The sequence below is a fragment of the Prosthecobacter sp. genome, from assembly GCF_044232965.1.
Taxonomy (GTDB): Bacteria; Verrucomicrobiota; Verrucomicrobiia; order Verrucomicrobiales; family Verrucomicrobiaceae; genus Prosthecobacter.
This window is the reverse complement of sequence record NZ_JBIIKX010000015.1, coordinates 1-22,272: the sequence shown is the minus strand read 5'-3', so window position 1 is coordinate 22,272 and position 22,272 is coordinate 1. Positions and strand designations below refer to the sequence as shown.

Here is a 22,272-nt window from a genome sequence, read left to right as displayed (position 1 = left end):
AGCCTTTTCAGCCATGAGCGCTCAAGGCTGAGCGCTCTTCCTGGCTGCCTCGACATAATAGGCCATGGCGTTCAGGTGTTTGACGAACTCTCCGCCGTCGATTTGGTCGTCCTTAAGCCAGCGTCCCTCGCTGTCGAGAGCGTCGGCAGCTTTCTGGGCTTTGGCGGCGGCTCCTTTGGCTCGGCTGGCCCATTCCTTCGGCGTCTGCGGGCCGCTGAGCTTGCGCTGTGATTCCTCGCGGCTTTGAGCCAGCTTCGTTTTGAATTTGTCGATGTCGTCCTGGCGGTCGTCCTTGAAGGAATAATGCGTGGGCAGGTTGCTGTCGTCGTAAGTCAGCTCGTAGGTGTCTTTGACGAAGAACAGCGGCTTGTTGGTCTTCAACTCGTAGAAACGCGCGTATTTGCCATCTGGCAGTTTCGAACGCTCGAACCATGCAAGCGCGGGCTGGATCGGCGCGAGGTATTTGTCATCACCCGTGAGCACCCAAAGCTGATGCAGCACCTCCATGGCACCCACGGTTTCATAAGCGGTGACGGACGGCGGTTCGAATTTCCGTGCCCAAGCCGGGTGCATGTCGTGATCGTATTGCATGGCCCAGACCGGCTGTGGCTCGGGCATTTGCGCGAGGATGAGGAACTCGCCGAGCTTTTTCAACGCGGTGAGGTAGCGCTCGTCCTTTTCGAGTTCGTAGGCGCGGAACAGCAGGTTGGCGATTCGTTCGAGGTTTCCGTCGTTGAGGGTGTAGAAGCCGGTGTAATTCACCTTCGGGAAGGTGCGCGACCATTCGTCAGGGTAGCTGGCCTTGAGAATCGGCGCGGTGGCATCAGCAGGGCCTCTGAACTGCTGCGGCCAGCCGCCGATCGGGGCTTGCGCGGCGAGAAGCGCGTCCATGGCGAACTTCGTGCAGCGTTTCAGTTCCGCGTCGTCCTTGCAGGCCGGTTCGTGCGTCATTTCAAGGAGAAAGAGCAGCGCGGACTGTGTCTTGTTGTCGTCGAGCGTGGAGGAGTTGCGGCGCTTGCCGGGTTCTTTGTCGCCAGCGTCCAGATGGCTGCGGAGGCAGTATTTTTTGGCCTTTTCGGGGTCAAAATCGAAGTCGCTGTCCCAGCCACCCGAGGCGAGTTGGCATTTGAGCAGCGCTTTGGCCGCGTCCTTGGCCGCGCTGAGGAAAACCTCGTCGCCCGCGGCCTGATACGCCTTCAGCATGGCCAGACCCATCGTCGTGGTGCCGTGCGGCTGGATGGAAATGATCGTGGGCGACTTGCCGTGCTCGACCTCACCGATCTTGCCTTCCTTGTCATACGAGGAGGCATAGCCACCCTCACGAGCAAGGTGGGTGTGCGCATAAACGACCGCCTTTTTCATGGCGGCGGTGATGGCGACCGGATCAGGCAGATCGGCGGCCAGGATGAGTGAAGGGAATAGTGCGAGAGAAAAAAGTGCGCGCATGGCGGGTGAACGAATGGATCAGCACCACTCCTTCAGCCGTTCCGGGAATGGGCAGTTCACGCAGGCGGAGTCGTCTTCGAGACAGAAGTCCTCGTAAATTTGCAGCAGGCCCTGCTGGTGGTGCAGCTTCTTGGTGAAGTCTTTGCCGCGTGGGTCATCGCCAAAGAGACGTAGCACAGCACGGCGGACCTTTTGATTGTCCAGCAGTGCTGGAAGTTCGAGGTATTCGGCCCACAGGCGCGTGCGCTCGGGCACCAGCAGCGGGTAGGCGACGTTGGCGAGCATCTCCTGCACCCGCGTTTCGCCGATGAGCGCGAGTGGCTTCGAGGTGGGATCAGCGAGCAGCGTGTAATGCGTGCTCCAGAAGTCATGCGTGAGCATCAGCAGCGTCTCACGCCACGCGGCCTGGCTCCAGCGCGTGGCATCGGCCAGCGGAGCGACGACTTGTGGCCACGCGTTCAGCATCGCGCCAAGAGCCCCGAGACGGCGCTGCGGGTGATTGCCGGGACGGATGGTTTTGAGCTTCCAGCGCGGAAGCTGGCGCTCCTCCAGCCAGCGCAGGCAGTCGTTGCGAACTTTCCACCATTCGCTCCACAGCTTCCGCAAGTAGGCGCGTGTTTCCGGCTCGGTATCATCGCTGCGCATGACTTCGAGGAAGCCGGAGACGCCAAAGAGCAGCGCCTCGCGTGTCGGCGCGTCGGTTTTGAGCAAACGCTTCAACGGCAGGCGCTGACTGAGCAGAACGAAGGGCTGCTGGTTGCTGCTGTAGCCGAGCGCACGGGCCAGCGCCTGATAAATGGCCTCCTCGCGTCCCTGTGCGGCCACGCAACGGTGTAGGCGCTTCGATTTCAGCTCCAACCGGTATTGCGCGGCAGATTCGATGATGGACTGCACCCGCGCGGCCTCCATCTCATGCAACGGCGTGGCGCAACGGCCCATCCGTGCGGCGGCGAGACCGCGATTGGGCTTCGCATCGTTGGCAAGCATCGACGGATTCAACACAACCTGCGTGATCTCGCGATGCTGACTCGTGCGCGTGTAAAAACGCTCCTGCGGCGCGTCGAAGAAGAGATGCAGCACCACGCGGTCGTAGTCCGCATTCGCACCGTGCAGGTGGCGCTCCCAGTCGCGGACATCGGGATCGAGTTCGATGTCGCCATGCAATGTTTCTTCACCTGCGCGAATCGCGCAGCCGGTGAAATCCGGGCCGGGCCCGGAGTTCCAGGTGCCAAAGTCGGTGATGCGCACCGCCTTGCCATCCACGCTGGTGAACTCACTGCCGAAGGCACCGGCGAACCACAAGCTTTGCAGATAAAGCTCGGTCAGCGGCACCTCAAATCCCGGCAACCGCGTTTCCTCGATGCCGCTGAACACCGCATCGCGAAAGCGTGCGTAGCGGTCGGCGAGCGGGAGCGGCGTCATGGAGTCACTCGGCTTTCAAAGGGGTGAGGAGGTAGGACTGGCCGTCCGTGCTGAGCTGGTGCCCGCTGAGTTCGGCCGCGTAAGCCAGCACATGTGGCAGCGGAATGTCACGCAGGTCGAGGGTGATTTTGACATCAGCCCCGCCGGGTTTGACGACGATGTTCACGCCTCCTTGCTTGGCGGGATCGAGGTCGCGGGATTTGACGCGGAAGTATTCGGCGGCTTCCGCAATGGTCGCATCACGGAACTGCACAGTGGGGAAGATGATTTGGTCGGCGTTCCCCAGCACGGGAGGTGGTGGGGCGGCAGGTGGCACGGGCTTTTCCTCAAACTTGGCGGCGAGCACTACCGCATGCTTTTCCACGCGGTATTGCAATCCCACACGTTCGGCGCAGTAACGCACGACGTCGATCAGCGGAGCATCTCTGAGGTCCAGGCTGATGGTGTCCGTCAATCCACCTCCTCGAAGAACGATTGAGACGCCCTTCGTCACCGGCGGTTGGCTGATCGTGTCCAGGTCACGGCTTTTGACACGGATGTATTCAACCGCCTGCTCAATGGTGGCATCTTTGAATTGGACGACGGGGAAAATGATCTTCTGGACCTTTTGCTCCAACGCCCCGTCTTCTGAGCGGGCGCTGGCCGTGAAGCTGATGAAGAGCGCAAGGCAAGACGTCTTGATAAATGCGTGTGTTTTCATGGCATGAGAAAGGGATGCTATTTAATGGATGGGAGAAGTGGAAGAATATTTTCAGGACATCAGTTCGGAAATCGTGACATGCGCGAGAGACTCAACACGCCTCCACGCTCCGGTGAAGTCGAGATGACGTGTCATCGGCCCAGGCGCGACAACGCAACGAATGCCGGCAGCCATCGCGGCGCAGAGGCCGTTGAGGGAGTCCTCGAAGATGACGGCCTCCTCGGGCTTCACGCCAAGTTTTTCGGCGGCGTGGAGGAAGAGGCTCGGATCGGGCTTCACCTTGCCGGTGTCATCGACGGTGGAGATGTGGTGGAAGTGATCGTGAAGGCCAAGCTGGTCCATCCACGAATCAATCCACACGCGCGGGCTGCTGGAGGCGATGGCGATGCGCAGGCCGAGCGCATCGGCCTCTTGCAGGCGATCCGCCACACCGGGAAGCAGGTGCAAATGCTGGCGCAACTCACCCTCGCGGCTCTTGCGTTCGATCTCGACGGCGTCCCAGTCGAAGTCGCGACCGGTGAGCTGTTCGAGATCACGCTTCGGGTCATAGACGCCGGTGATGAAATCCGTGCCAACCGCCTGCGCATAGCGCTCCACGGGCAGTTCGTGGCCGTGCTGGTCAAAGATCTCTCTCCAGGTGTGGTAACCGGTGCTTTCAGTGTCAACGATGAGGCCGTCGAAGTCGAAGATCACGGCGCGAATGGGTGGGGGCATGGGTTATGGAGTGCCGACGAATCGTCGGCCAGCCAACATCTTTTTTTGCCGACGAATCGTCGGTGCTCCATACTGGAGGATGCTTTGTATGCGAAAACCATCACCCGAACGGCTGCGTGAGCTGCTGGAGTCTTGGAGTGAGGCACCGCTGAGCTACACACCGCCGCTGGGAGCCGGGTTCATCGCGGATGAGCATGCGGTGAGGCTGGGAAGTGGTGTTCAGACGTGGCAGAGGGCCTGCGAGGCTTTGGACGCGTGGGGAATGTTTCCAGCGTGGGCGGAGGTCAGCCGTCAAGCGGTCAAAGGTCAAGAGGTGGGTCAAATTGTGGCGATGGTGACTCGCATTTGCGGGCTGTGGTGGGTGAACCCGTGCCGGATTCTGCGTCGCAGTGATTCGGCGAACACGCATGGCTTTGTGTATGGCACGCTGCCGGAGCATGCGGAATGTGGCGAGGAGCAGTTTGTGATCGAACAACGACCGGATGGCAGCGTGTGGTATGTGATCCGCGCCTTTTCGCATCCGAGACATTGGATGGCTTGGCTCGGCTTTCCGCTGGCGCGGTGGTGGCAGTGCCGGTTTGTGCGGGATTCCCAGCGGAGGATGGCCGGCATATGAAAAAGGCGGACAGATTCAAATACGAATGGCTGGGTGGATTGCTGCTGTGGGCGGCCCAGTTATGGGCGCTCAAGTCACTGCCAGCGGACAGCTACTGGGTTGTGATCTTGCTGCTGTTTTCAGCGATGTTCCTGATGCCGCTGTCGAGATGTTTGTGGGATTCTGAATCCCGGCAGAAATGGCGGCTGGAAGTGGAACTTGGATGCGCTGCGCTCATTGCCGTCAGCTTCATCACAAACTCGACTGTCTATGTTATTCCATGGCTGGCCGTTCGTTCGGCGGCAGCGTTTGAAGCGATCCGCAATTCCACCCAAAAGACGCTCTGTGATCCGGCTGAACTGACACTTGTGGCGGCCCGGATCTTCCCCGCCATCGGTGCCGCATGGCTCGTCGCACACCGGGCCAACTGGACGCCTTGGGGTTTTGATCCGCTCATCGTGTTGCTGACGGCGGCGCATTTTCATCATGCGGGATTCACGCTGCCACTGATGGCAGGACTGAATGCGAGGGCCAATCCGGGCTGCTGGACGCGGTTTTCGCGCGTGGCGATCTTGCTCGGTGTGCCGCTGGTGGCAGCGGGGATCACCTGCACTCATTTTGGCGTGCTACCGTTCGTGGAGCCGTTTGGCGTCACGGTTTTGGTGCTGGGGGCGCTCGGTGTGGCCGTTTCGCAGATTCAACGAGGCTTGGAAAAGGAAAGCGGCGTACTGGCGCGGATGGGCTTTGTCGTCTCGGGTGTTTCATTGCTCGTCGCGATGCTTTTGGCGCTCGGTTTCGGCCTGCGGTATGTTTTCCCGAATCTGGCGCTGACGATGCCGCAGATGTGGGCGATCCACGGGACGCTGAACGCGTTTGGCTTCGGCCTGTGCGGGATTCTGGCGTGGCGTGGTCGCGGCGCGACGTGATTCACTTTCGCAGGGCGCGTTTCATCACCACGAGCGCGTCTCCAGGCATGAGCATGGCAGTGGGGCCGGGATTCAGGTCGGTGCCGCCTTCTTTGCGCATGATGGCCACGGCGAGCAAGCGGCCGGCGGATTCCGACTCAACTTCGGAGATGCGGCGGTGGGCCCAGGGCGAATCGGGGCCGACCTCGATCTCCTCCATGTCGAGCCCCAACTCGGTGAGGTGATGCTCGAACTCGACGCGCGATTTTGTCTGCGTGCCGAGCAGTTCGCGGGCATTGGGATGCAAAATGAGATGCGCGATGCGGTCCGCGCCGATGTGCGCGGGCAGCACCACGCGGTTCGCGCCGGCTTGCAGCAGCTTTCGCTCGGTGGAGGGCACCTCGCCACGGGCGATGATCTGGATGGCGGGGTTCATGTTGCGGGCGCTAAGCGTGATGAAGACATTCGCGGCGTCGTTTGGCAGTACTGTGGCCAGCACGCGGGCGCGGCTGATGCCTGCGGCTTTGAGCACGGCCTCGTCGGTGGCCTCGCCTTGCAGGGTGAGCCGACCAGCCTCGCGCACTTCAGCCACGCGGTCGGACGCTTGATCGACGATGACAAACGGCACGCCACCCGCTTCGAGCTGGCTGGCGATCATTTTGCCGATGCGACCGTAGCCGCAGATGATGGCGTGGTTCTTGAGCTTCTCGATTTCGTTTTCCATTCGTTTGCCTCCGAGGGCGCGTTGTATTTGGGCTTCTGTCAGCCACTGCACGAGCGTGCCGGTGACAAAAATGATGCTGGTGCAGCCAAACAGGATCAGCGCGATGGTCCACGCCCGCAGCCACGGGTCGGTGATGGGCACCACCTCGCCAAAGCCGACACTGAAAGCCGTGATGACCACCATGTAGAGCGCATCGCTCCATGACCAGCCCGCCAGCCGGTAGCCCACCGTGAATACGACGAGCACCACGCCCACAAACAGCATGGCGTAGTAAAGATTGGTCTGGGGTCGGCTACGGGCGATGGGCATTCAGGCTGGGCGGAACCCATTGCAAAGCGGATGGCGTGCCAGAATCAGCGGATGAGCTTGTTGAAATGGCTGGATGCCGGAAGGCGTTTGGTTCACCCTCTCACCCACCATGAAGCGCCTTTTCGTCATCCTCGCCCTCGTTTCCCTCGTCAGCTCCGCTTTTTCGGCGGACAAAAAATCCATCGTCATGATCGCCGGGAAGCCCTCGCACGGCCCCGGGCAGCATGAGCACAATGCAGGCATCCAACTCTTGAAAAAGTGCCTGGAGCAGGGCGCGGCGGAGCAGGTGGACATCAAATTTCACCTCAACGGCGAGTGGCCGTCGCAGGAAGAGCTTTCCAAGGCGGACACGGTGGTGATTTACTCCGATGGCGGCGGCGGGCATCCGGCGCTGCAAGAAGGACGGCTCGCACAGCTCGACACGGAGATGAAGCGCGGCTGCGGCTTCCTCACGATCCACTACGCGGTGGAGCCGACGATTGAGAAGGGCAACAAGGAGTTCATCGACTGGATGGGCGGCGCGTTTGAGATCAACTGGAGCGTGAATCCGCACTGGGATGCCAATTTCAAAGAGTTCCCGGTGCATCCGATCAGCGAAGGCGTGAAGCCCTTCGGCACCAACGACGAATGGTATTTCTACATGCGCTTCCGCAAGGGCATGGAAGGCGTGACGCCGATCCTCAGCGATGTGGCTCCCGATTCGACCATGAGCCGCCCGGACGGCCATCACAGCGGCAATCCCGCCGTGCGTGAGTCTGTGAAGAACAAGGAGAAGCAGCACGTCGCCTGGGCTTGCGAACGTGCGGACGGTGGCCGCGGCTTTGGCTTTACCGGCGGCCACTTCCACAAAGGCTGGGCGAACAACGATCAGCGCAAACTCGTGCTAAATGCGATCCTTTGGACGGCCAAAGCCAAGATCCCGGTGGATGGAGTCGCCTCGACCGTCACCGAGGAAGACATGGTGGCGAATCTGGACCTCAAGCCCGGCCAGGGGCTGCCAGAGAAGACGAAGAAGAAGTAACCATCCAATATCGCGCTTATGAACCGCCGTCGTTTCATCCGGCAAACGTCGGCGGTTTTTTGTGCCGCTCCGTTAGCCGCAGCTCAACAAGCAGGCGGTTTGATCGCCTCCATCGAGAAGATCACGCTCAAGCGCGGTCGTGATGGCAGCGGGCCATCGTGGTTTCATCCGCGTCCGTGCCTCGTGCCGTCCAAAGATGGGCCGGTGGTGTTCATGACGATGCAGGAGATTCGTGGCTCGGATTTTTTCATGCCGGTTCACTGGATGGAGTCGCGCGATCTCGGCAAGACGTGGACAGAACCACAGCACGTGCCGCCGCTGGGCCGAGTGCCGACCACCGATGGTCGTGGCGACGAAGGCGTGTGCGATGTGGTGCCGCAATTTCATCCGCAGACCGGCACGGTGCTGGCGATGGGGCACAACGTGTTCTACAAAGGCCCGAAATTTGACCGCAAGCAGCCGCCACGCTGCCCGATGTATGCGGTTTACAAAAATGGGCAGTGGTCTGAACGGAAACGCCTGCTTTGGGATGATCCACGCGGAGCCTTTATCTACACAAACAACTGCGGCCAGCGCGAGGTGCTCGAAGACGGCAGCATCGCCTTCGTGATGTCCTTTGGCACCAAGGAAACCAGCCGCTCCGCCGTGGGCGTACGTTGTTCGTTCGATGGCGAGACGCTCGCGATTCAGAAAGTGGGACGCGAAATCAAGCATGCGGCAGGCCGTGGATTGCTGGAGCCGTCGCTGGTGCGCTATCGCGGGAGGTTTTATGCGACGCTTCGCGCCGAGGACAGTCGCGGTTATGTCGCCGTGAGCGATGACGGGCTCGATTTTGAAGAAAAGCAGCCGTGGTGCTGGGACGACGGCACGCCGCTGGACATGAGCACGACGCAGCAGCACTGGCTGCCGCACAGCGACGCGTTGCATCTGGTTTACACACGAAAGGATGTCAGCAACGAGAAGGTCATCCGCTGGCGCTCGCCGCTGTTCATGGCGCAGGTCGATCTCAAAACCCTGCGCCTTGTCCGCGAAACCGAACGCGTGGTGTTGCCGCTGATTGGCGACGGCGTGAACGCGGCGGATGAAGTGCCGCTGATGGGCAATTTTCAGACCACCAACATCACGCCGGACGAATCCTGGGTCACAGACGGAGAGATGACGCCGAAACACGGCTACAAGGGCGATCTGGTTCTGGGGAAGATCCGCTGGAGCAGGCCGAACGAGTTGGTGAAGTAGGTTGGGAGTGCCGACAGTCCGCCCGACTTCTTTGAGCGTGCGCCAGCCACCTCGCTGCCGCCATGACAGCCGGGCGGGCTGTCGCCATGCCGTCCTACCTTCTGCTGCGAATGATCAGCGCCCCAATGATGGTGCCGACGAGATTGGCGACGAGGTCCCAGCCGGTGTTTTCGTAGCCACCGACGTTGGTGTTCGGGATGGTGAGCACGGCGATGAACTCGATCACCTCGTTCAAAGCTCCGAAGCCCATGCCAGCGGCGGCGCACAGGACGAGCATGCCAAAGGTGGGCCTCAAGGCACCTCCATCCGGCTGCCGCAGCGCATTGCGCAGGATGTGCCAGCAGAGCAAGGTGGTGACGCCGAAACCGTAGGCGTGAACAACTTGATCGTACTTCAGCCGTTCGGGTATGATCCACCAACTGTAGAGGACGGCATGGTCGCCGTTGTAAGGCCAGCCTGCGGGCAGCGGCCACAGGCCGCCGGCCATGTGCGCCAGGCCCCAGGCGGAAAACGCCCACAGCAGGCCGGTGGTGAGCTGCACCCGACGGTGGAGAAGGCCCATGACGCCAATCAGCACGACCATGACCACGATGTAGAAGATGAACTCGCGATTGCCCTGAACGATGGACCCGGTGACCGCCGCAGCCATGTAGGCGGCATTGAAAAGGAAGACCGGCAGCAGTTTCGCGGGTGAATTTGTGCTCATGCCTGGATGATGCCGCATGCGCCCGCCGCGTGGCAAGAGCTTCCTGCCACACCGGTTGACTGGCATGCGCCGTGCTGCATCCTACGCCCGTTCCCACACGCATGAAATTCTCCCTCCCGCTTTCGATCCTGTCACTGCTCGCCACCCCATGCCTGGCCCAGGTGGCGGCGGATGCGGTGAAAAGCTTCGCGGATCTGGAGAAAGTGGCCGCGCAGCTCGCGCTCCAGCCCTACAAGGCCCCGTCGCAGCAGCTTGACCCGTTTTTTGAAGGGCTGAAATACGACGGGCATCGCCAGATCCGCTACCTGCGGGACAAGGCGTTGTTTGCAGACCTCGGCGACACCTACCGCATCGAGTTCTTCCACCCCGGCTGGATGTTCAAGAAGCCGGTGATGTTTTACGACATGAAGGGGCCGCAGACGGTGGACGTGCCGTTTGACCGCAAAAACTTCGAGTATGGCGATCTGAAAGTGCCTACGGACGCGAAGAACCCGCAAGGCTACGCGGGTTTCCGCGTGCTGGCGCCCGACTCGCTGGTGAAGCGCCCCTTCGAGTTCATGGTGTTCATGGGGGCGAGTTATTACCGCGCGGTGACGACACAGCTTGGCTACGGCATTTCTGCGCGTGGCGTGGCGGTGAATACCATCGGTGGCGAGCCGGAGGAGTTCCCCGACTTCACGCATTTCTGGTTTCAGCAGCCCAAGGTAGGCGACAAGTCCTTCAAACTGCTCGCGCTGCTCAACGGGCCGAGCATCACCGGCGCGTATGAGTTTGAATCCACGCCGGGTTTGAGCACGGAGATGAAGATCAAGGCCACGCTGCATCTGCGCAAGCCGGTCAAGATGCTCGGCATCGCCCCGTTCTCGAGCATGTTCTGGTTCGGCGAGAACTCACACCCGAAACCTTATGACTTCCGCCCCGAGGTGCATGATTCAGACGGCTTGCAGGTCGAGATCGAGGGCGGCCCCTCGATCTGGCGACCACTGGATGTCAGCCGCGACCTGCGCCTGAGCATTTTCGAGACGGACAAGCTCAAGGGCTTCGGTTTGGCGGAGCGAGATCGTGACTTCAACAACTTCCAGGATCTCGAAGCCGTCTATCATCGCCGCCCGGCGGTCTGGGTGGAGCCGGTGAGCGGATTTGGCAGCGGAGCCGTCACACTGGTCGAGCTTTCCACGGGAGAGGAGACCTGGGACAACATCGTGGCCATGTGGAGCCCGAAACAACTGCCCGCCACACCTGCGGAACCGCTGAAGGTCGAGTACAAGCTGTTCTGGCTCAACCAGCATGAGCCGGGCACGCTCTGCAAAGTCACCAGTTCACGCCGGGGCTTCGTGATGGACTCGGACGATCACCTTTATGTCATCGACTTTGCCAAAGGCGCCGCAAACGGCGAGGGCAAGCCAAAGGACTGGACGCCGGACATCGACGTGGTGCTCAGCGGCGGCGAGGGCAAGGTTTTGGACAAGCGAGTGATGCGCAACAACGAGACCGGCGGCTGGCGCGCCTTCTTCAAACTCGACGTGCCGGAGAAAACCAACCTGCTGGAGATCATGATGGAGCTGAAGGACGAGAAGACCGTGATCTCTGAACGCTGGATGTACCAGTGGCGCCGATGAAGCTGAATCTCACCGACCTCGGCTGGAATGATTTTTTCGCGAAGCACTTCGAGCCGTACCGTGAGCAAGGATGGAAGCCGGCACGGCTGATCCGTGACAACAAGATCAGCTACGGCGCGCTGCTGGAGGATGGTGCGAACGGGTTCGACGAGTTCGAGGTCATCCTGAGCGGCAAGGTGTATCACGACGCTGAAACCGACGCTGAACTGCCCGCCGTGGGCGACTGGGTGGCTCTGGAAGTCGGCGGTGAGAACGGTGACAACATCATCCGCGCCCGTTTGCCCCGGCAGACCTGCTTTTCCCGCAAAGCCGCGGGCGACAGCGCCGAGGAGCAGGTGATCGCCGCGAATGTGAACACGGTCGTCGTAGTCACCGATGCCGGGCCGGATTTCAGCCTGCGGCGCATGGAGCGCTATTTCACGGTCATCGGCCGCAGCGGCGCCAAGGCGGTGGTGTTGATCAACAAGAGCGATCTTTATCCCGACAAGCAGAACCAGGAGGCCGCGGAGGCCATTCGTGCGCTGAACGCCGACGCGGACGTGCATGTGACCAGCGTGAAGAAACGCAAAGGCCTCAAGGTGCTCAAGGATTACCTCAAGCGCGGCCAAAGCGTGGCCTTCATCGGCTCCAGCGGCGTTGGCAAGTCGGCGATGATCAATCTGCTGCTCGGCGACGACTGGCAGTGGGTCGATGAAGTGAATGAAGTCACCGGCAAAGGCCGCCACACCACCACCGCGCGGGAACTGCTCGTGCTGGAGAAAGGCGGCATTCTCATCGACAACCCCGGCATCAAGGAGGTGCAGATGTGGACAAACGAGACCACGCTGCGCGAGCGCTTTGCCGAGATCGAAGAACTGGCCCGCCAGTGCAAATTCAACGACTGCAAACACGGCACCGACGCTGGCTGTGCCATCCGCGCCGCCGTGGAGGCCGGAACGCTCGACACCGAGCGTTACGAGGGCTATTTGAAGCTCGAAGACGAGATCGCCAAGCTCCGCAAGCAGCGCAAAAAACGCCAGATGACCGTGGAGCGCCGCAACAAGCGCGATCACAAGATCAAGGCGCGCAATCGCGTCGATCGCGAGGACATCGAGCGTGATTTGAAGCCTCGGGCGTGAGGTTCAGTCCCTGGTCACGCTCACGGGCGTGCCATTGAGCACCCACTCGTAGAAAAACTTGGCCGGATTGCCTTCCGTAAGCGGCACGCGGATGCAGCCGTGGGAGGCGGGATAATTGGGCACGCTGGTGAAGCCATGGATGAACACATGGCCGTTGATCTGCACGCTCCAGGGCATGGGCGCGTTTTGATACAAGCTGGAGCGGTGCATGCGGTCTCGGAACGGCCCGGCGCGAAACTCGCCCGCCGGGGTGCGGCCGTTGCGGCCTGAACTGATGCGCGTTTGGAGCACAAGACGCTTTCCCTGCCAGCCTCGAAGCTGCTGCTTTTTCAAACTGACCTCCACGCGCTGCGGAGACACCACCAGTGTGAAGCCACGGAAAAAGCCGCCCACACGCACTCGGCTTTCCGCATCTGGTGGAGACACCTCCGCGCCAGCTTCCGCCAGTTGCTCCGTGTTCACCAGTTCGGTGCCGTCTGTCAAAGTGCGCAGCGATCCCGGCGGCAGAAACATTTCCTTCAATTGAAAGGCTTTTCCCATATCATCCCGCCGCACCGGCCAGCTCAACTCATCCGCCGCCTCGTCCAGAGGCAGGAACATCTTCCCCGGCTCGGCGGCGAAGGTGATGGCCTCGATCGCTCCTCCAAGCACCACAGACGTCATCAGCAGAAAGGCGAACAGGGAAAAAAGAAGCCGGGACATGGTGGAAAATATGTTTTCGGGATACGGGCGCATTCAAGCAGGTTTTGCCCAGTTCGCATGCCGCATCCAGATTCTCCGTGAGATTCCTCCAGCAAAAAGGCCGTTCATGCGCTAAGCCTGTTTCATGTCTCAGCCCCCGCCTACCCGAACCGGCCTTGCCCGTGCCATGTCCAAGCTCGGCTTCTGCTCGCGCAGCCGCGCCACGGAGCTGATCCGCATGGGCAAGGTGAAGGTGAACCTCGTGGTGCGGAAGAACCCCGAGTTCCCCGTCGTGCTCAAAAAAGATGTCATCATCATGGACGACGTCAGCATCAACCAGGCTCCGCGCATCTACGTCATGCTGAACAAGCCGCGCGGCCTCGTCACCAGCGCTTCCGACGAACTCGGTCGTGAGACGGTTTTCTCCTGCTTTGAGAATTCCAAGCTGCCGCATCTCTCCCCCGTCGGCCGGCTCGACAAGGCCAGCGAGGGCATGCTGCTCTTCACCAATGACAACGTCTGGGCGGACACGATCACCAATCCCGACACTCACCTCGACAAAACTTACCACGTTCAGATCAGCGGCGAAGTGGATGCGCAGCGGATCGCGCAGATCAAACACGGTGTTCTCGACGAGGAGCAGGGCGATCACCTCTCCGCCAAGGACGTGAAAATCCTCCGCACAGGCGAAAAGAACACCTGGCTCGAAGTCGTCCTCGACGAAGGCCGCAACCGACACATCCGCCGCCTCCTGGAGGCCTTCAACATCGAAGTCCTGCGCCTCGTGCGCGTGAAGATCGGCATGCTCGTGCTCGGCAATCTCCCGAAGGGCCAGTGGCGTGAACTGACGAAGTACGAGGTCTTGAAATCGCGCGAGCCCCAGGCACCCAGGGCGACTTAACCGGCAATCCAGGCTCCCCGCAGCACAAGAACGGAAGAGCGAGCAACCAGCCGAGAGGTAGGGTGCCGTGTCATGAAACCCAATGGATGGCACCCCCTGTCTGACGCGCTCAATTTGCTGCTGGCGCTCGTTTGCATCACTCCAGCGCTGGCGGATGGCCCGACGCTGCCATCCAAAATGTATTGGAAGGCGATGGGCCCGCCCGCCAAGGCCGCGCCACCCGCCGGAGCGAAAGTTGATCTCTTTCTGGCTCCGGGCGACATGCCAGGGGGATTGCAGATGCTGAAGGGAACGATTGGCTGGTCCAAAGCGGATGAGTTTGGCGGAACACGGCTGGACTTCAAAGTGACGAATTCCGCCTACCAGGAGATCTACGGCAGCGCGGAGATGGCGGTCAAGCCGCCCAAGAATTTCTACAACCCAGCCTGGCGCATAAGGGCTCCCGATGACCGGGAGGTGATCTCCAATTACATCGTGCTCAGCGAGAGCATTCAGCCACGCTTTGAGGTTTTGCAGGGCGGTTACAAGATGGACCGGTTGATGTGGGTGGACTCGGACAAGCCGGACTTTCAGTCATCGGGGCAGATCGTGACGTTTCAAGACCTGGGCCTTCCCAAGGACTTTCCCGGCTGGGTGGGATTCAAGACGGACGCCCAGGGGCACATCCGGGCTGTTGCCTCAGCCTGCACCGCCGATCAGTTTTTCAAACTTGAGCTGATCGCGACCACGGCGGCCTTGCAGGCAAAAGAACGCCAGGGCCGGGACGGCAAATACAACTTGGTCGATCTGACCGAGATCACGTTTGATCACTTCAAACAGATGGCGGCAACCGCCTTCAACAAGCTTCTGGGTCGCGGCAGCAAGCAGGACGACGGCTATACCGAAATCATCGCGGTCCTGAAGAAGTACCGCCCCCTGTTGTTCAAGGACATGACTGACGCGGTGATCGCAGAGGGCCTCAAAGCAAAGGAAAAAAGCATCACCGGTGGTCCAGGCCCGACCCTGAGTCTGAGAGAGATGGTCAAACGCATTGCCAAGACCCAGGAGTTTATCTCACAGCCCGTTGTCGGTGGTGCGCAGCCCAATCCTCTCATCAACCCAGAAACCAAGATCAAAGAGACCCAGGACGTGGCCTGGGAGATTGCCGAGGCTGTCCAAGACCTGCTGCCCGAGGCCGCTGGCAAACTGATCGGCTGTGTGGGCTTTTTCAAGGAGGCCAAGGAACACATGGAAACCGTGCGTGACGCGATCCTGCTGCCAGCAGGCGCGGAAGATGTTTACGCACGCTACAAGGCCGGACGAGGCCCTGCCGTGGACCAGGATTCCACCAGCGCCTATGACCAGGCCGTCAGCGGGCGCTTTGCCCAGATGATTCGATCCGCCCCGGAATTTAAAAACATGACCGACGAGAAGTTCACCCAGGTTTTTCGCCAGCGACTGGAGGCGCGCTACCAAATGGAGCAGATGGAACTGGCCCGTGCCCAGATGGCGGCCGATCCTGAGCAGTTGATCCAAAAAATCGTGGGCAGCTATGACAGCAAGATCAACTCCGTCCACAGCGCCTGCGAGGAAATCGCCGCCTCAAAACGTTGAGACAACGCCAGCTTCTTGAACCCGCACACAAGCTATGAGTGTTATTGATGAGATAATCAAACTTGCCCAAGGCACCGGCGGAACCCTTTCTGAAAAGAAGGGTGTGCACACGCTGGAAATGCTGGTGGCCGAACGAAAGGCGTTCCTCTCCCGCAAGAAGCTTACTTATCTGGCCAAGTTCCGCGTGGACGACGCCAGCAAGGAGTTGCGGTTCACGGAAATGCTCAAAGAGAGCGGATTCGGCCTTTCCAGCGGAGACTCAGGCATATCCCCCGGCTTCGGATTCAAAACAGAGTCCTACAGCACCGGCTTCGGAAAACCGAGGGAGGGCACGATCGAGGAACAATCGAACCTGTTTGGCAAGCAGTACAGCTTCACCTTCGATTTTGGCAGGATGCGGAGTACGTTTGAAACGATCGCCCAAACCCACGGCTACGCGTTCAAATACCAAGTGACCCCCATTGGATTGTAGTCTCCTCACTTGAGCGCGGCATCAGCCTTGCCGTCGGCTTGGCGATACAAACTCGTCGGGATGAGCATCTGCGGCGGCAATTCCTCGCCTTTTGAGTGACGCAGGAAGGCACGCACGACTTCCACACCCATCTTGTCGGGAAACTGGATCGGATCGGCGTAGATTTTGCCATCCTTGATCGCCTGCTTGCCCTCCGGCTGGCCGTCGAAGCCGATGATGACGATGTTGCCGGCCTTGCCCGCTTTTTCCAAAGCCCCACGCGCACCGAGCGCGGAGGGATCGTTGATGGCAAAGATGCCGACGAGATCGGGATGCGCCTGGAGCATGTCCTCGGCGGCCTTGTAGCCCTTGTCCTTCGCGCCGCCGCCATCGAGCTCGCTGACGATCTCGATCTTCTGCGCTGCTTTCGCGTTGTGCGCGTCGAGCACTTCCTTGAATCCCTTCACGCGCAGGATGCAGGACTCGACCTGCTTCAAATCAAGCACGCCGATCTTGCCCCCCTGCCCTTTCAGCGCCTCGATCATCGCCAGCGCGGCCTCTTTGCCGCCGCCGAAGTTGTCCGTGGCCACCTGCGTGACGATTTTCACGCCGGGCTCGTTGCATGGCACGTCCACCGTGAAGACCGGGATGCCCGCCGCGTTCGCCTCCTGGATCACGGGCACGATGGCCTTCGAGTCCGCCGGGCTGAGCACGATGGCCGCCGCCTTTTTCACGATGAAGTCCTTCACCTGGTTGCTCTGCCGCGCCACGTCGTTGTCCGCGCTCACGACCAGCGTGTCATAACCATGCTTCGCGGCTTCGGCGGTGATGTTGTCGCCGATGACCTTGAAAAACGGGTTTTGCAACGTCAGCAGTGAAACACCGATGGTGCCCTTCGCCGATGAGGCAGCGGGTTGGTCCGAGGTTTTGCTGCAAGCGGCGATCAAGGTGATGCAGGCGAGAAGGAGGCAGCGAAATTTCATATCTGCATGCTAACACAGGAACGCCCCGTTCACGCAAGCACTCAGATGCGCGAAGGAAGGGCTCCCTCGCCCCGGCTGTAAGCACGGCAGCTTCAATCGCTCGATCTGGGGAGAGGGTTGGGGTGAGGGGCTCACTAAACCGCCACGAACTCGCATGTCCCCTCACCTAACCTCTCCCCGCATGGAATTCGCTCTGTCTTGCGCGGTCTGTTCGCGGGGAGAGGGATCAGATGTCATCAATGAACTCGATTTGTGACAAGCGCAAAAAAGCCGGGGACAGCGTCCCCGGCTTCGCAAAATCTTGACGCGGTTTACTGCGCTGGCTTCCAGTTCTTCACGAACTCGAGGCATTGAGTGATCTCGGGCACGCTGGTCTCCCAGTTGTGCTCGTACTCGCAGTGCAGCGGGCCGGGATAGCCCTGGGCGTGGTATTCGGCAAGGATGCCGGCGATGTTGCTCTTGCCCTGGCCGAAGGGAAGGTCGTGGGCTTTGACGTTGCCGAACTCGGTGAGGTCCTTCATGTGGCTGTCAAAGATGCGGCCTTTGAGCTTCTTGATGCACTCGACGGGATCGAGGCCGCTGCGGACCCAGTGGCCGACATCGGCGCAGGCACCCATGCGAGGATCGCGGTCTTTGACGAGGCCAAGGACGTAATCGGGGTCCCAGAACAAGTAAGCGCGGTCGAGAGGGCGCTTCGGATGGTTGTGGATGGCCATCTTGATGTCGAATTCCTTCACGAGCGCCTCGATGCCGTCGAGTCCGGCCACATCAGGCTCGGTGACGACGAAGCCAATGCCGAGGATTTTGCAGAACTCGAACACCTTGCGATCCTGGGCGGCATCTTTGCCGAGTTTAACGACGCCATAGCCGACGGCGGTGAGGCCTTTGGTTTCCAGGTGCTTCATCACCTTATCGATCATCTCGGGCGTGGCGTTGTGGTCCCACTTGGCGGTGTCGTCGAATTTCTGGCCGGGGTAGAATTCGATGGTCTTGCCGCCGCATTGCGCGGTTTTGTCGATGGCTTCGAACACGTTGTACATGCGGAAGCTGTAGGCCTGGCAGCCGGCGTAAAACTGGCCGACTTTGGCGGCGTCAGGAATGGTGGCCGCGAAGGAGGACGCGGCGAACAACAGGGAGAGAAGGAATGTCTTCATGGTGGAGGGCGTGGAGCGTAGCGGGAGGAAGCGGGAATGGAAGAACTGAAAATGGAAAATTGAGAATGGAAAATGGCCGGAGGCAGGCGTTTGAGATGTGATGAAAGTTCTCAGTCTTCTGTTTGCCTCCGCAGCATTCGTTTCAGCGCAATTGCCTTCAGCGAAGCCGATCCCGCGCGTGCAAGCGGTGCCGATGCCGCATCACATCACCTCGTTTCAGCTCGATGGACGGGAGCTGACGGCGATGCACTACGATCCGCAGGACATGCGGCCGTTCTGGCATCCGATCCGGGCTTCGCGGGATGTGAGCCTGACGCGCATGGGGCATCCGCATGATCCGCTGACTCATTCGCATCACAACAGCGTGTGGGTGACGCACAACATGGTGAACGACCTGGATTTCTGGGGCGATTACGCGAAGAAGCAGGGCCGTATCGTGAATGTGGAGGTGTCGCGCGAGGGGTATGAGGACACCGATGAGTTTGCTTCGATGCGGATGGTAAACCACTGGATCAGCGAGGCGGACAAGTCGATCCAGCTCACCGAGGTGCGTCGCACAGAAATCCGACCGCTGGATGGCGCGAAGAGCTGGTTCATGATCGTGGATCTGGAGTTTTCACCGCCGAAAGGCAAGACGGCGACGTTTGGAGCCACGGGCTTCGGCTTGATCGCCGTGCGGGTGGCGAAGAGCCTCGGCGTGCATGACGGCGGCGGCCGCATTTTGAATTCGGAGGGCCAACTCAATGAGGAGGCGGTGTTTCGAAAGCCGGCGCGGTGGTGCGACTACAGCGGGCGCATCACAAATGAGGCGGATGGCTTCGGCGGCATCACGCTGATGAATCACCCGATGAACCCGCACAACCCGACGGCCTTTCATGTGCGGAATGACGGCTGGATGGGCTGCTGCCTGAGCCTGGACACGCCGGTGGAGGTCACGGAGGCGAAAAAACTGCGCGTGCGCTACGCGCTGTGGGTTCACGACGGCGTGGCGACGCAGGCGCAGAGCGAGGCGCATTGGAAAAAGTTCACCGAGATGCCGGTGGTGGATTTGTGGGCCAAACCGGCCAAGAAGTGAGCATGGCCGAATATCCCGCCGCCTTGGGCGAATTGATCGCGTTCTTCGAATCGCTGCCGGAAGGCGAGCGGCGGGAGAATTTGATCGATCTGGCGGCCCAGGTGGCCAAACACACGCCGCAGGAGGGCGAGGCGTTTGATCTGGAGGATGTGCGAAAGGACGCGGAATGCACGGACACCGTCGGAGTGCATGTGCGGCTCGAAAAAGACGGTCGCGTCCACTTTGCGATCAGCCTCGGTCCCAAAGTGCAGACCCTGACGCGAGCGCTGACCGTGCTTTTGTGCCGTGGGCTGAATGGATCGACCGCGCAGGAGGTTTTGGACGTGCCGCAGGATTTTGTGCCCCGCATCATCGGCGCGGAACTGGTGCGGTTGCGCAGCCAGACGGTGTATTATGTGCTCAACCGCATGAAGGAGGCCGTGCGGGCGCTGCTAGCACGGCAGCCCTGATCTCAGACGAGACGGGCGGTGTTTCCGCTGCGCAGTTCTTCGGGAATCTGGCCGACGAAGCGGGGCTCGAGGTCCATGGCGTCAAAGATTTGATGAATCTCCTGCTGGCTGATGTCGCCGGGCTTGTCGATCTCGAAATAGACCAGATCGTGGCGGGAGTCGATCTTGTAGCGGACGCGGGGGAACTGGTCCATCTGGTTGCGCAGCCGTAGCATGCTGGAGTCCGAACGCAGGCCGGGGGCATAGATTTCAATTTCGATCATGGCTGGAATAAGGGCGTTTTACCGGATCAGGCCTGCGGAGCCAAGGAAAAACCGGCGGCGGGATGGGAACAGGATTCCAATTTGACAGGCCGGGGCTGGCATCCTATTCTCGCCGCCCTTTCCCCCCGACCCTTTTATGGCCAACATCCGCTCCGCAGAAAAAGACATCCGCAAAACCGTGGTCCGCACGGCCCACAACCAGACGGTGAAAAACCGCATCCGCACCCTGCGCAAGAAGGTGCTCGCCGCTGTGGAGAAGAAAGATGCCGCCGCCGCCGCCGCCAGCCTGAGCGAATTCTCCGCCGCCTCTGACAAGGCCGCCAAGACCAAGGTGCTCAAGAAGAACACCTCCTCCCGCTTCAAGAGCCGTCTGGCTCTCAAAGTGGGTGCGCTGACCAAGCCCGCCTGATTTCACAGGCAAAACGTTTTCTGAACGGCATCTCGTGAGAGATGCCGTTTTTTGTTTGTCGAAAGGGCAGCCACCGGCAAAGATCGCGCCCCATGATCACCCGCCACCGCATCGCCCCCAACGGCCCTGAATTCTCCCGCCTCGCCTATGGCACCTGGCGCATCCTGGATGAGGAGGACAAGGCCAACTGCTCGCCGCAGGCTCTTTTGAGCCGATTCAAGGCCTGCGCCGACCTGGGCGTCACCACGCTGGACACAGCAGAGATTTACGGCGGTTATCTGGTCGAGGAGGCCATCGGCGGCGCTTTGAAGCTTGATCCCTCCTTCCGCAGTAAAATCGAGATCGTGACCAAATGCGGCATCTATGTGCCGTGCCAGTTCCATCCGGAGCGCAAGGTCGCCCACTACAACGTCACCGCCGCCCGCATCATCAAGAGCGCCGAGAAATCCCTGCGCTTCCTGGGCACCGACCACATCGACCTACTGCTCGTTCATCGCCCAGACTGGCTGACCAGCGCGGACGAAACGGCCGAAGGGCTGAACAAGCTGCTCAAAGACGGTAAAATCCGCAGCGCTGGCGTCTCGAACTACAACGTGCATCAGTTCGACCTGCTGAACTCGTGCATGGACCAGCCGCTCGTCACGAACCAGATCGAGTTCAGCCTGCTGCACATGGACCCGATCTATGACGGCACCGCCGACCAGTGCCAGCGGCTGAAAATCCTGCCCATGGCCTGGTCCCCGCTCGCCAAGGGCGCCTTGATGAAAAAAGACGATCCCGCTGCTGCCAGGTTGCACGCGAAGGCCGCCGAGCTTTCCGCCAAGTATGGTGACGCCACACTGGATCAACTGGCCTATGCTTGGATCATGGCGCATCCCTCGACGCCGCTGCCCATCATCGGCTCCAACAAGCTGGAGCGCATCCAAGCCGTGGTGAGAGCGGCGGAGATCAAGCTGGAGCGCGAGGATTGGTACGGTTTATGGCAGGCGGCGAAGGGGCACGGCGTGCCGTAAAGTGGTCCGCACAGTCCTCTGTGCGGTGCGTGGCTTACCGTTGAGGTGAGTAACTGGTATAGAGTGCCCATGCCTGGGGTTCTGGTGATGCGGGGCTGAGGGTGTTGTCGATGCGCCGCACAGAGGACTGTGCGGGTGACGGTGTCCTGAGGTCCATACGTAAACCCTCGTATCTCCAAGCTTTCCTGCAAAGGGAATCGCGGGTGCAGATGCATGGTTTCGCAATGCGGTGCGCGTCAGTTGTCATATTTTGTCATGTCTCAAGGCCTTCACGATGCAATGAGTTGAACCGATCCCGATGTGTTGTGACGCAGAGGGTTTTGAATGACGTGCGATCAATTCACCTTCCCTTCAACGGCATCACCTTCACGCCCATGGCTTCCAACAGCACCTTGCCCATCTGGCGGGTCTTTTCGTCCACGGGCTTGGGTGGCAGCAGGTTGGCAAAGCGGCCGCTGAAGCTGTCGGCAGGCATATCTTCGGCATCACCGAGGTTCCAGAACTTGCGGTTGTCCATAGGATTCTGATGGTGGTGTGTCCGTGTCGAGTTTCTCCCCCGCCTTTGCCTTCGTGATCCATGATTCGAGGATGAGCACCACGGCAGACGCACCATATGATCCCGTGATCAGCCGGACCTTATTGGCGAAATCATCCTTGTCTCCGGTATCGCTCATCTTGTCCGGGCTAACAGCCTGTTGAAAAACCTCTCCTCCTGGGTGATGAGAACAACCCTGCATGTTTGAGCAACGCCAAACCAAGCAACGCCAGCAGGAACTCTGGATAGT

General features: G+C 60.4%; 24 protein-coding genes. 13 read left to right on the top strand and 11 right to left on the bottom strand.

Annotation, left to right across the window (positions count from 1 at the left end; translation table 11 throughout):
* Window positions 1-21: 21 nt before the first annotated feature.
* The 4 genes from ACILSI_RS08690 to ACILSI_RS08675 are packed head-to-tail and all read right to left on the bottom strand — an operon-like array spanning window position 22 to window position 4,282.
* Window positions 22-1,446 carry a pectate lyase gene (locus ACILSI_RS08690; protein WP_395721475.1) on the bottom strand — a complete coding sequence of 475 codons (1,425 nt, stop codon included), beginning with the start codon at window positions 1,444-1,446 and terminating at the stop codon, window positions 22-24.
* An 18-nt stretch (window positions 1,447-1,464) separates the two neighbouring features.
* Window positions 1,465-2,868: a DUF2851 family protein gene (locus ACILSI_RS08685; protein WP_395721474.1), complete on the bottom strand. Its 1,404-nt coding sequence runs from the start codon at window positions 2,866-2,868 to the stop codon at window positions 1,465-1,467.
* Between the two features lie 4 nt (window positions 2,869-2,872).
* Window positions 2,873-3,568, bottom strand: coding sequence for a hypothetical protein (locus ACILSI_RS08680; RefSeq protein WP_395721473.1), 696 nt, complete (start codon window positions 3,566-3,568; stop codon window positions 2,873-2,875).
* A 51-nt stretch (window positions 3,569-3,619) separates the two neighbouring features.
* A complete protein-coding gene (locus tag ACILSI_RS08675) occupies window positions 3,620-4,282 on the bottom strand; it encodes an HAD family hydrolase (RefSeq protein WP_395721472.1) in 663 nt (220 codons plus the stop codon).
* Between the two features lie 88 nt (window positions 4,283-4,370).
* Between ACILSI_RS08675 and ACILSI_RS08670 the strand changes: the two genes are divergently transcribed.
* Window positions 4,371-4,898: a DUF1990 family protein gene (locus ACILSI_RS08670; RefSeq protein WP_395721471.1), complete on the top strand. Its 528-nt coding sequence runs from the start codon at window positions 4,371-4,373 to the stop codon at window positions 4,896-4,898.
* Window positions 4,895-5,803, top strand: a complete 909-nt coding sequence (locus tag ACILSI_RS08665; protein ID WP_395721470.1) for a YndJ family transporter — start codon at window positions 4,895-4,897, stop codon at window positions 5,801-5,803. The genes ACILSI_RS08670 and ACILSI_RS08665 overlap by 4 nt, the downstream gene beginning before the upstream one ends.
* A gap of 1 nt (window position 5,804) precedes the next feature.
* Here the strand turns inward: ACILSI_RS08665 and ACILSI_RS08660 are convergent, their stop codons facing one another.
* Window positions 5,805-6,815, bottom strand: coding sequence for a potassium channel family protein (locus tag ACILSI_RS08660; RefSeq protein ID WP_395721469.1), 1,011 nt, complete (start codon window positions 6,813-6,815; stop codon window positions 5,805-5,807).
* A 109-nt stretch (window positions 6,816-6,924) separates the two neighbouring features.
* Here ACILSI_RS08660 and ACILSI_RS08655 point away from each other — a divergent pair, with 109 nt between their 5' ends.
* On the top strand, window positions 6,925-7,836 hold the full coding sequence (locus ACILSI_RS08655) for a ThuA domain-containing protein (RefSeq protein WP_395721468.1): 912 nt from the start codon (window positions 6,925-6,927) through the stop codon (window positions 7,834-7,836).
* Between the two features lie 18 nt (window positions 7,837-7,854).
* The gene (locus ACILSI_RS08650) at window positions 7,855-9,072 is read left to right on the top strand and encodes a sialidase family protein (RefSeq protein ID WP_395721467.1); all 1,218 of its coding nucleotides are present in this window, start codon (window positions 7,855-7,857) and stop codon (window positions 9,070-9,072) included.
* A gap of 94 nt (window positions 9,073-9,166) precedes the next feature.
* Here the strand turns inward: ACILSI_RS08650 and ACILSI_RS08645 are convergent, their stop codons facing one another.
* Window positions 9,167-9,778 carry a DUF2238 domain-containing protein gene (locus tag ACILSI_RS08645; protein ID WP_395721466.1) on the bottom strand — a complete coding sequence of 204 codons (612 nt, stop codon included), beginning with the start codon at window positions 9,776-9,778 and terminating at the stop codon, window positions 9,167-9,169.
* 101 nt (window positions 9,779-9,879) lie between these two features.
* Between ACILSI_RS08645 and ACILSI_RS08640 the strand changes: the two genes are divergently transcribed.
* Complete coding sequence (locus ACILSI_RS08640) at window positions 9,880-11,397, top strand: glucan biosynthesis protein (RefSeq protein WP_395721465.1); 1,518 nt, start codon at window positions 9,880-9,882, stop codon at window positions 11,395-11,397.
* Window positions 11,394-12,515, top strand: a complete 1,122-nt coding sequence (gene rsgA / locus ACILSI_RS08635; RefSeq protein WP_395721464.1) for a ribosome small subunit-dependent GTPase A — start codon at window positions 11,394-11,396, stop codon at window positions 12,513-12,515. The genes ACILSI_RS08640 and rsgA overlap by 4 nt, the downstream gene beginning before the upstream one ends.
* A gap of 3 nt (window positions 12,516-12,518) precedes the next feature.
* On the opposite strand, the gene ACILSI_RS08630 is transcribed toward rsgA, so the two are convergent.
* A complete protein-coding gene (locus tag ACILSI_RS08630; RefSeq protein WP_395721463.1) occupies window positions 12,519-13,217 on the bottom strand; it encodes a L,D-transpeptidase in 699 nt (232 codons plus the stop codon).
* A 124-nt stretch (window positions 13,218-13,341) separates the two neighbouring features.
* Between ACILSI_RS08630 and ACILSI_RS08625 the strand changes: the two genes are divergently transcribed.
* The 3 genes from ACILSI_RS08625 to ACILSI_RS08615 all read left to right on the top strand — a co-directional run bounded on the left by ACILSI_RS08625 (window position 13,342) and on the right by ACILSI_RS08615 (window position 16,162).
* Window positions 13,342-14,097 carry a pseudouridine synthase gene (locus tag ACILSI_RS08625; RefSeq protein WP_395721462.1) on the top strand — a complete coding sequence of 252 codons (756 nt, stop codon included), beginning with the start codon at window positions 13,342-13,344 and terminating at the stop codon, window positions 14,095-14,097.
* A 72-nt stretch (window positions 14,098-14,169) separates the two neighbouring features.
* Complete coding sequence (locus tag ACILSI_RS08620; RefSeq protein WP_395721461.1) at window positions 14,170-15,690, top strand: hypothetical protein; 1,521 nt, start codon at window positions 14,170-14,172, stop codon at window positions 15,688-15,690.
* Between the two features lie 34 nt (window positions 15,691-15,724).
* A complete protein-coding gene (locus ACILSI_RS08615) occupies window positions 15,725-16,162 on the top strand; it encodes a hypothetical protein (protein WP_395721460.1) in 438 nt (145 codons plus the stop codon).
* A 5-nt stretch (window positions 16,163-16,167) separates the two neighbouring features.
* Here the strand turns inward: ACILSI_RS08615 and ACILSI_RS08610 are convergent, their stop codons facing one another.
* Complete coding sequence (locus ACILSI_RS08610) at window positions 16,168-17,124, bottom strand: substrate-binding domain-containing protein (RefSeq protein ID WP_395721459.1); 957 nt, start codon at window positions 17,122-17,124, stop codon at window positions 16,168-16,170.
* 311 nt (window positions 17,125-17,435) lie between these two features.
* A complete protein-coding gene (locus tag ACILSI_RS08605; RefSeq protein ID WP_395721458.1) occupies window positions 17,436-18,278 on the bottom strand; it encodes a sugar phosphate isomerase/epimerase family protein in 843 nt (280 codons plus the stop codon).
* Between the two features lie 100 nt (window positions 18,279-18,378).
* On the opposite strand from ACILSI_RS08605, the gene ACILSI_RS08600 reads away from it, so the two are divergent.
* Together ACILSI_RS08600 and ACILSI_RS08595 are read left to right on the top strand one after the other, a co-directional pair.
* Window positions 18,379-19,353 carry a PmoA family protein gene (locus ACILSI_RS08600; protein WP_395721457.1) on the top strand — a complete coding sequence of 325 codons (975 nt, stop codon included), beginning with the start codon at window positions 18,379-18,381 and terminating at the stop codon, window positions 19,351-19,353.
* Window positions 19,354-19,355: 2 nt separating this feature from the next.
* A complete protein-coding gene (locus ACILSI_RS08595; RefSeq protein ID WP_395721456.1) occupies window positions 19,356-19,802 on the top strand; it encodes a SufE family protein in 447 nt (148 codons plus the stop codon).
* 2 nt (window positions 19,803-19,804) lie between these two features.
* Here ACILSI_RS08595 and ACILSI_RS08590 read toward each other — a convergent pair whose 3' ends face one another.
* Window positions 19,805-20,065 (bottom strand): hypothetical protein, encoded by a 261-nt coding sequence (locus ACILSI_RS08590; protein WP_395721455.1) that lies wholly within the window; start codon window positions 20,063-20,065, stop codon window positions 19,805-19,807.
* 136 nt (window positions 20,066-20,201) lie between these two features.
* Between ACILSI_RS08590 and rpsT the strand changes: the two genes are divergently transcribed.
* Together rpsT and ACILSI_RS08580 are read left to right on the top strand one after the other, a co-directional pair.
* Window positions 20,202-20,474: a 30S ribosomal protein S20 gene (rpsT, locus tag ACILSI_RS08585; protein ID WP_395721454.1), complete on the top strand. Its 273-nt coding sequence runs from the start codon at window positions 20,202-20,204 to the stop codon at window positions 20,472-20,474.
* 92 nt (window positions 20,475-20,566) lie between these two features.
* A complete protein-coding gene (locus ACILSI_RS08580) occupies window positions 20,567-21,487 on the top strand; it encodes an aldo/keto reductase family oxidoreductase (RefSeq protein WP_395721453.1) in 921 nt (306 codons plus the stop codon).
* Window positions 21,488-21,827: 340 nt separating this feature from the next.
* Here the strand turns inward: ACILSI_RS08580 and ACILSI_RS08575 are convergent, their stop codons facing one another.
* Window positions 21,828-22,004 carry a hypothetical protein gene (locus ACILSI_RS08575; RefSeq protein WP_395721452.1) on the bottom strand — a complete coding sequence of 59 codons (177 nt, stop codon included), beginning with the start codon at window positions 22,002-22,004 and terminating at the stop codon, window positions 21,828-21,830.
* Window positions 22,005-22,272 lie beyond the last annotated feature (268 nt).

What these genes read in the sequence shown, in the direction of transcription:
- ACILSI_RS08690 (WP_395721475.1), bottom strand. Translation starts at nt 1,446, where the DNA reads ATGCGCGCACTTTTTTCTCTCGCACTATTCCCTTCACTCATCCTGGCC.
- ACILSI_RS08595 (WP_395721456.1), top strand. Translation starts at nt 19,356, where the DNA reads ATGGCCGAATATCCCGCCGCCTTGGGCGAATTGATCGCGTTCTTCGAA.
- ACILSI_RS08665 (WP_395721470.1), top strand. Translation starts at nt 4,895, where the DNA reads ATGAAAAAGGCGGACAGATTCAAATACGAATGGCTGGGTGGATTGCTG.
- ACILSI_RS08605 (WP_395721458.1), bottom strand. Translation starts at nt 18,278, where the DNA reads ATGAAGACATTCCTTCTCTCCCTGTTGTTCGCCGCGTCCTCCTTCGCG.
- ACILSI_RS08610 (WP_395721459.1), bottom strand. Translation starts at nt 17,124, where the DNA reads ATGAAATTTCGCTGCCTCCTTCTCGCCTGCATCACCTTGATCGCCGCT.
- ACILSI_RS08675 (WP_395721472.1), bottom strand. Translation starts at nt 4,282, where the DNA reads ATGCCCCCACCCATTCGCGCCGTGATCTTCGACTTCGACGGCCTCATC.
- rsgA (WP_395721464.1), top strand. Translation starts at nt 11,394, where the DNA reads ATGAAGCTGAATCTCACCGACCTCGGCTGGAATGATTTTTTCGCGAAG.
- ACILSI_RS08650 (WP_395721467.1), top strand. Translation starts at nt 7,855, where the DNA reads ATGAACCGCCGTCGTTTCATCCGGCAAACGTCGGCGGTTTTTTGTGCC.
- ACILSI_RS08680 (WP_395721473.1), bottom strand. Translation starts at nt 3,568, where the DNA reads ATGAAAACACACGCATTTATCAAGACGTCTTGCCTTGCGCTCTTCATC.
- ACILSI_RS08600 (WP_395721457.1), top strand. Translation starts at nt 18,379, where the DNA reads ATGAAAGTTCTCAGTCTTCTGTTTGCCTCCGCAGCATTCGTTTCAGCG.
- ACILSI_RS08630 (WP_395721463.1), bottom strand. Translation starts at nt 13,217, where the DNA reads ATGTCCCGGCTTCTTTTTTCCCTGTTCGCCTTTCTGCTGATGACGTCT.
- ACILSI_RS08640 (WP_395721465.1), top strand. Translation starts at nt 9,880, where the DNA reads ATGAAATTCTCCCTCCCGCTTTCGATCCTGTCACTGCTCGCCACCCCA.
- ACILSI_RS08615 (WP_395721460.1), top strand. Translation starts at nt 15,725, where the DNA reads ATGAGTGTTATTGATGAGATAATCAAACTTGCCCAAGGCACCGGCGGA.
- ACILSI_RS08590 (WP_395721455.1), bottom strand. Translation starts at nt 20,065, where the DNA reads ATGATCGAAATTGAAATCTATGCCCCCGGCCTGCGTTCGGACTCCAGC.
- rpsT (WP_395721454.1), top strand. Translation starts at nt 20,202, where the DNA reads ATGGCCAACATCCGCTCCGCAGAAAAAGACATCCGCAAAACCGTGGTC.
- ACILSI_RS08685 (WP_395721474.1), bottom strand. Translation starts at nt 2,868, where the DNA reads ATGACGCCGCTCCCGCTCGCCGACCGCTACGCACGCTTTCGCGATGCG.
- ACILSI_RS08655 (WP_395721468.1), top strand. Translation starts at nt 6,925, where the DNA reads ATGAAGCGCCTTTTCGTCATCCTCGCCCTCGTTTCCCTCGTCAGCTCC.
- ACILSI_RS08620 (WP_395721461.1), top strand. Translation starts at nt 14,170, where the DNA reads ATGAAACCCAATGGATGGCACCCCCTGTCTGACGCGCTCAATTTGCTG.
- ACILSI_RS08645 (WP_395721466.1), bottom strand. Translation starts at nt 9,778, where the DNA reads ATGAGCACAAATTCACCCGCGAAACTGCTGCCGGTCTTCCTTTTCAAT.
- ACILSI_RS08625 (WP_395721462.1), top strand. Translation starts at nt 13,342, where the DNA reads ATGTCTCAGCCCCCGCCTACCCGAACCGGCCTTGCCCGTGCCATGTCC.
- ACILSI_RS08670 (WP_395721471.1), top strand. Translation starts at nt 4,371, where the DNA reads ATGCGAAAACCATCACCCGAACGGCTGCGTGAGCTGCTGGAGTCTTGG.
- ACILSI_RS08575 (WP_395721452.1), bottom strand. Translation starts at nt 22,004, where the DNA reads ATGGACAACCGCAAGTTCTGGAACCTCGGTGATGCCGAAGATATGCCT.
- ACILSI_RS08580 (WP_395721453.1), top strand. Translation starts at nt 20,567, where the DNA reads ATGATCACCCGCCACCGCATCGCCCCCAACGGCCCTGAATTCTCCCGC.
- ACILSI_RS08660 (WP_395721469.1), bottom strand. Translation starts at nt 6,815, where the DNA reads ATGCCCATCGCCCGTAGCCGACCCCAGACCAATCTTTACTACGCCATG.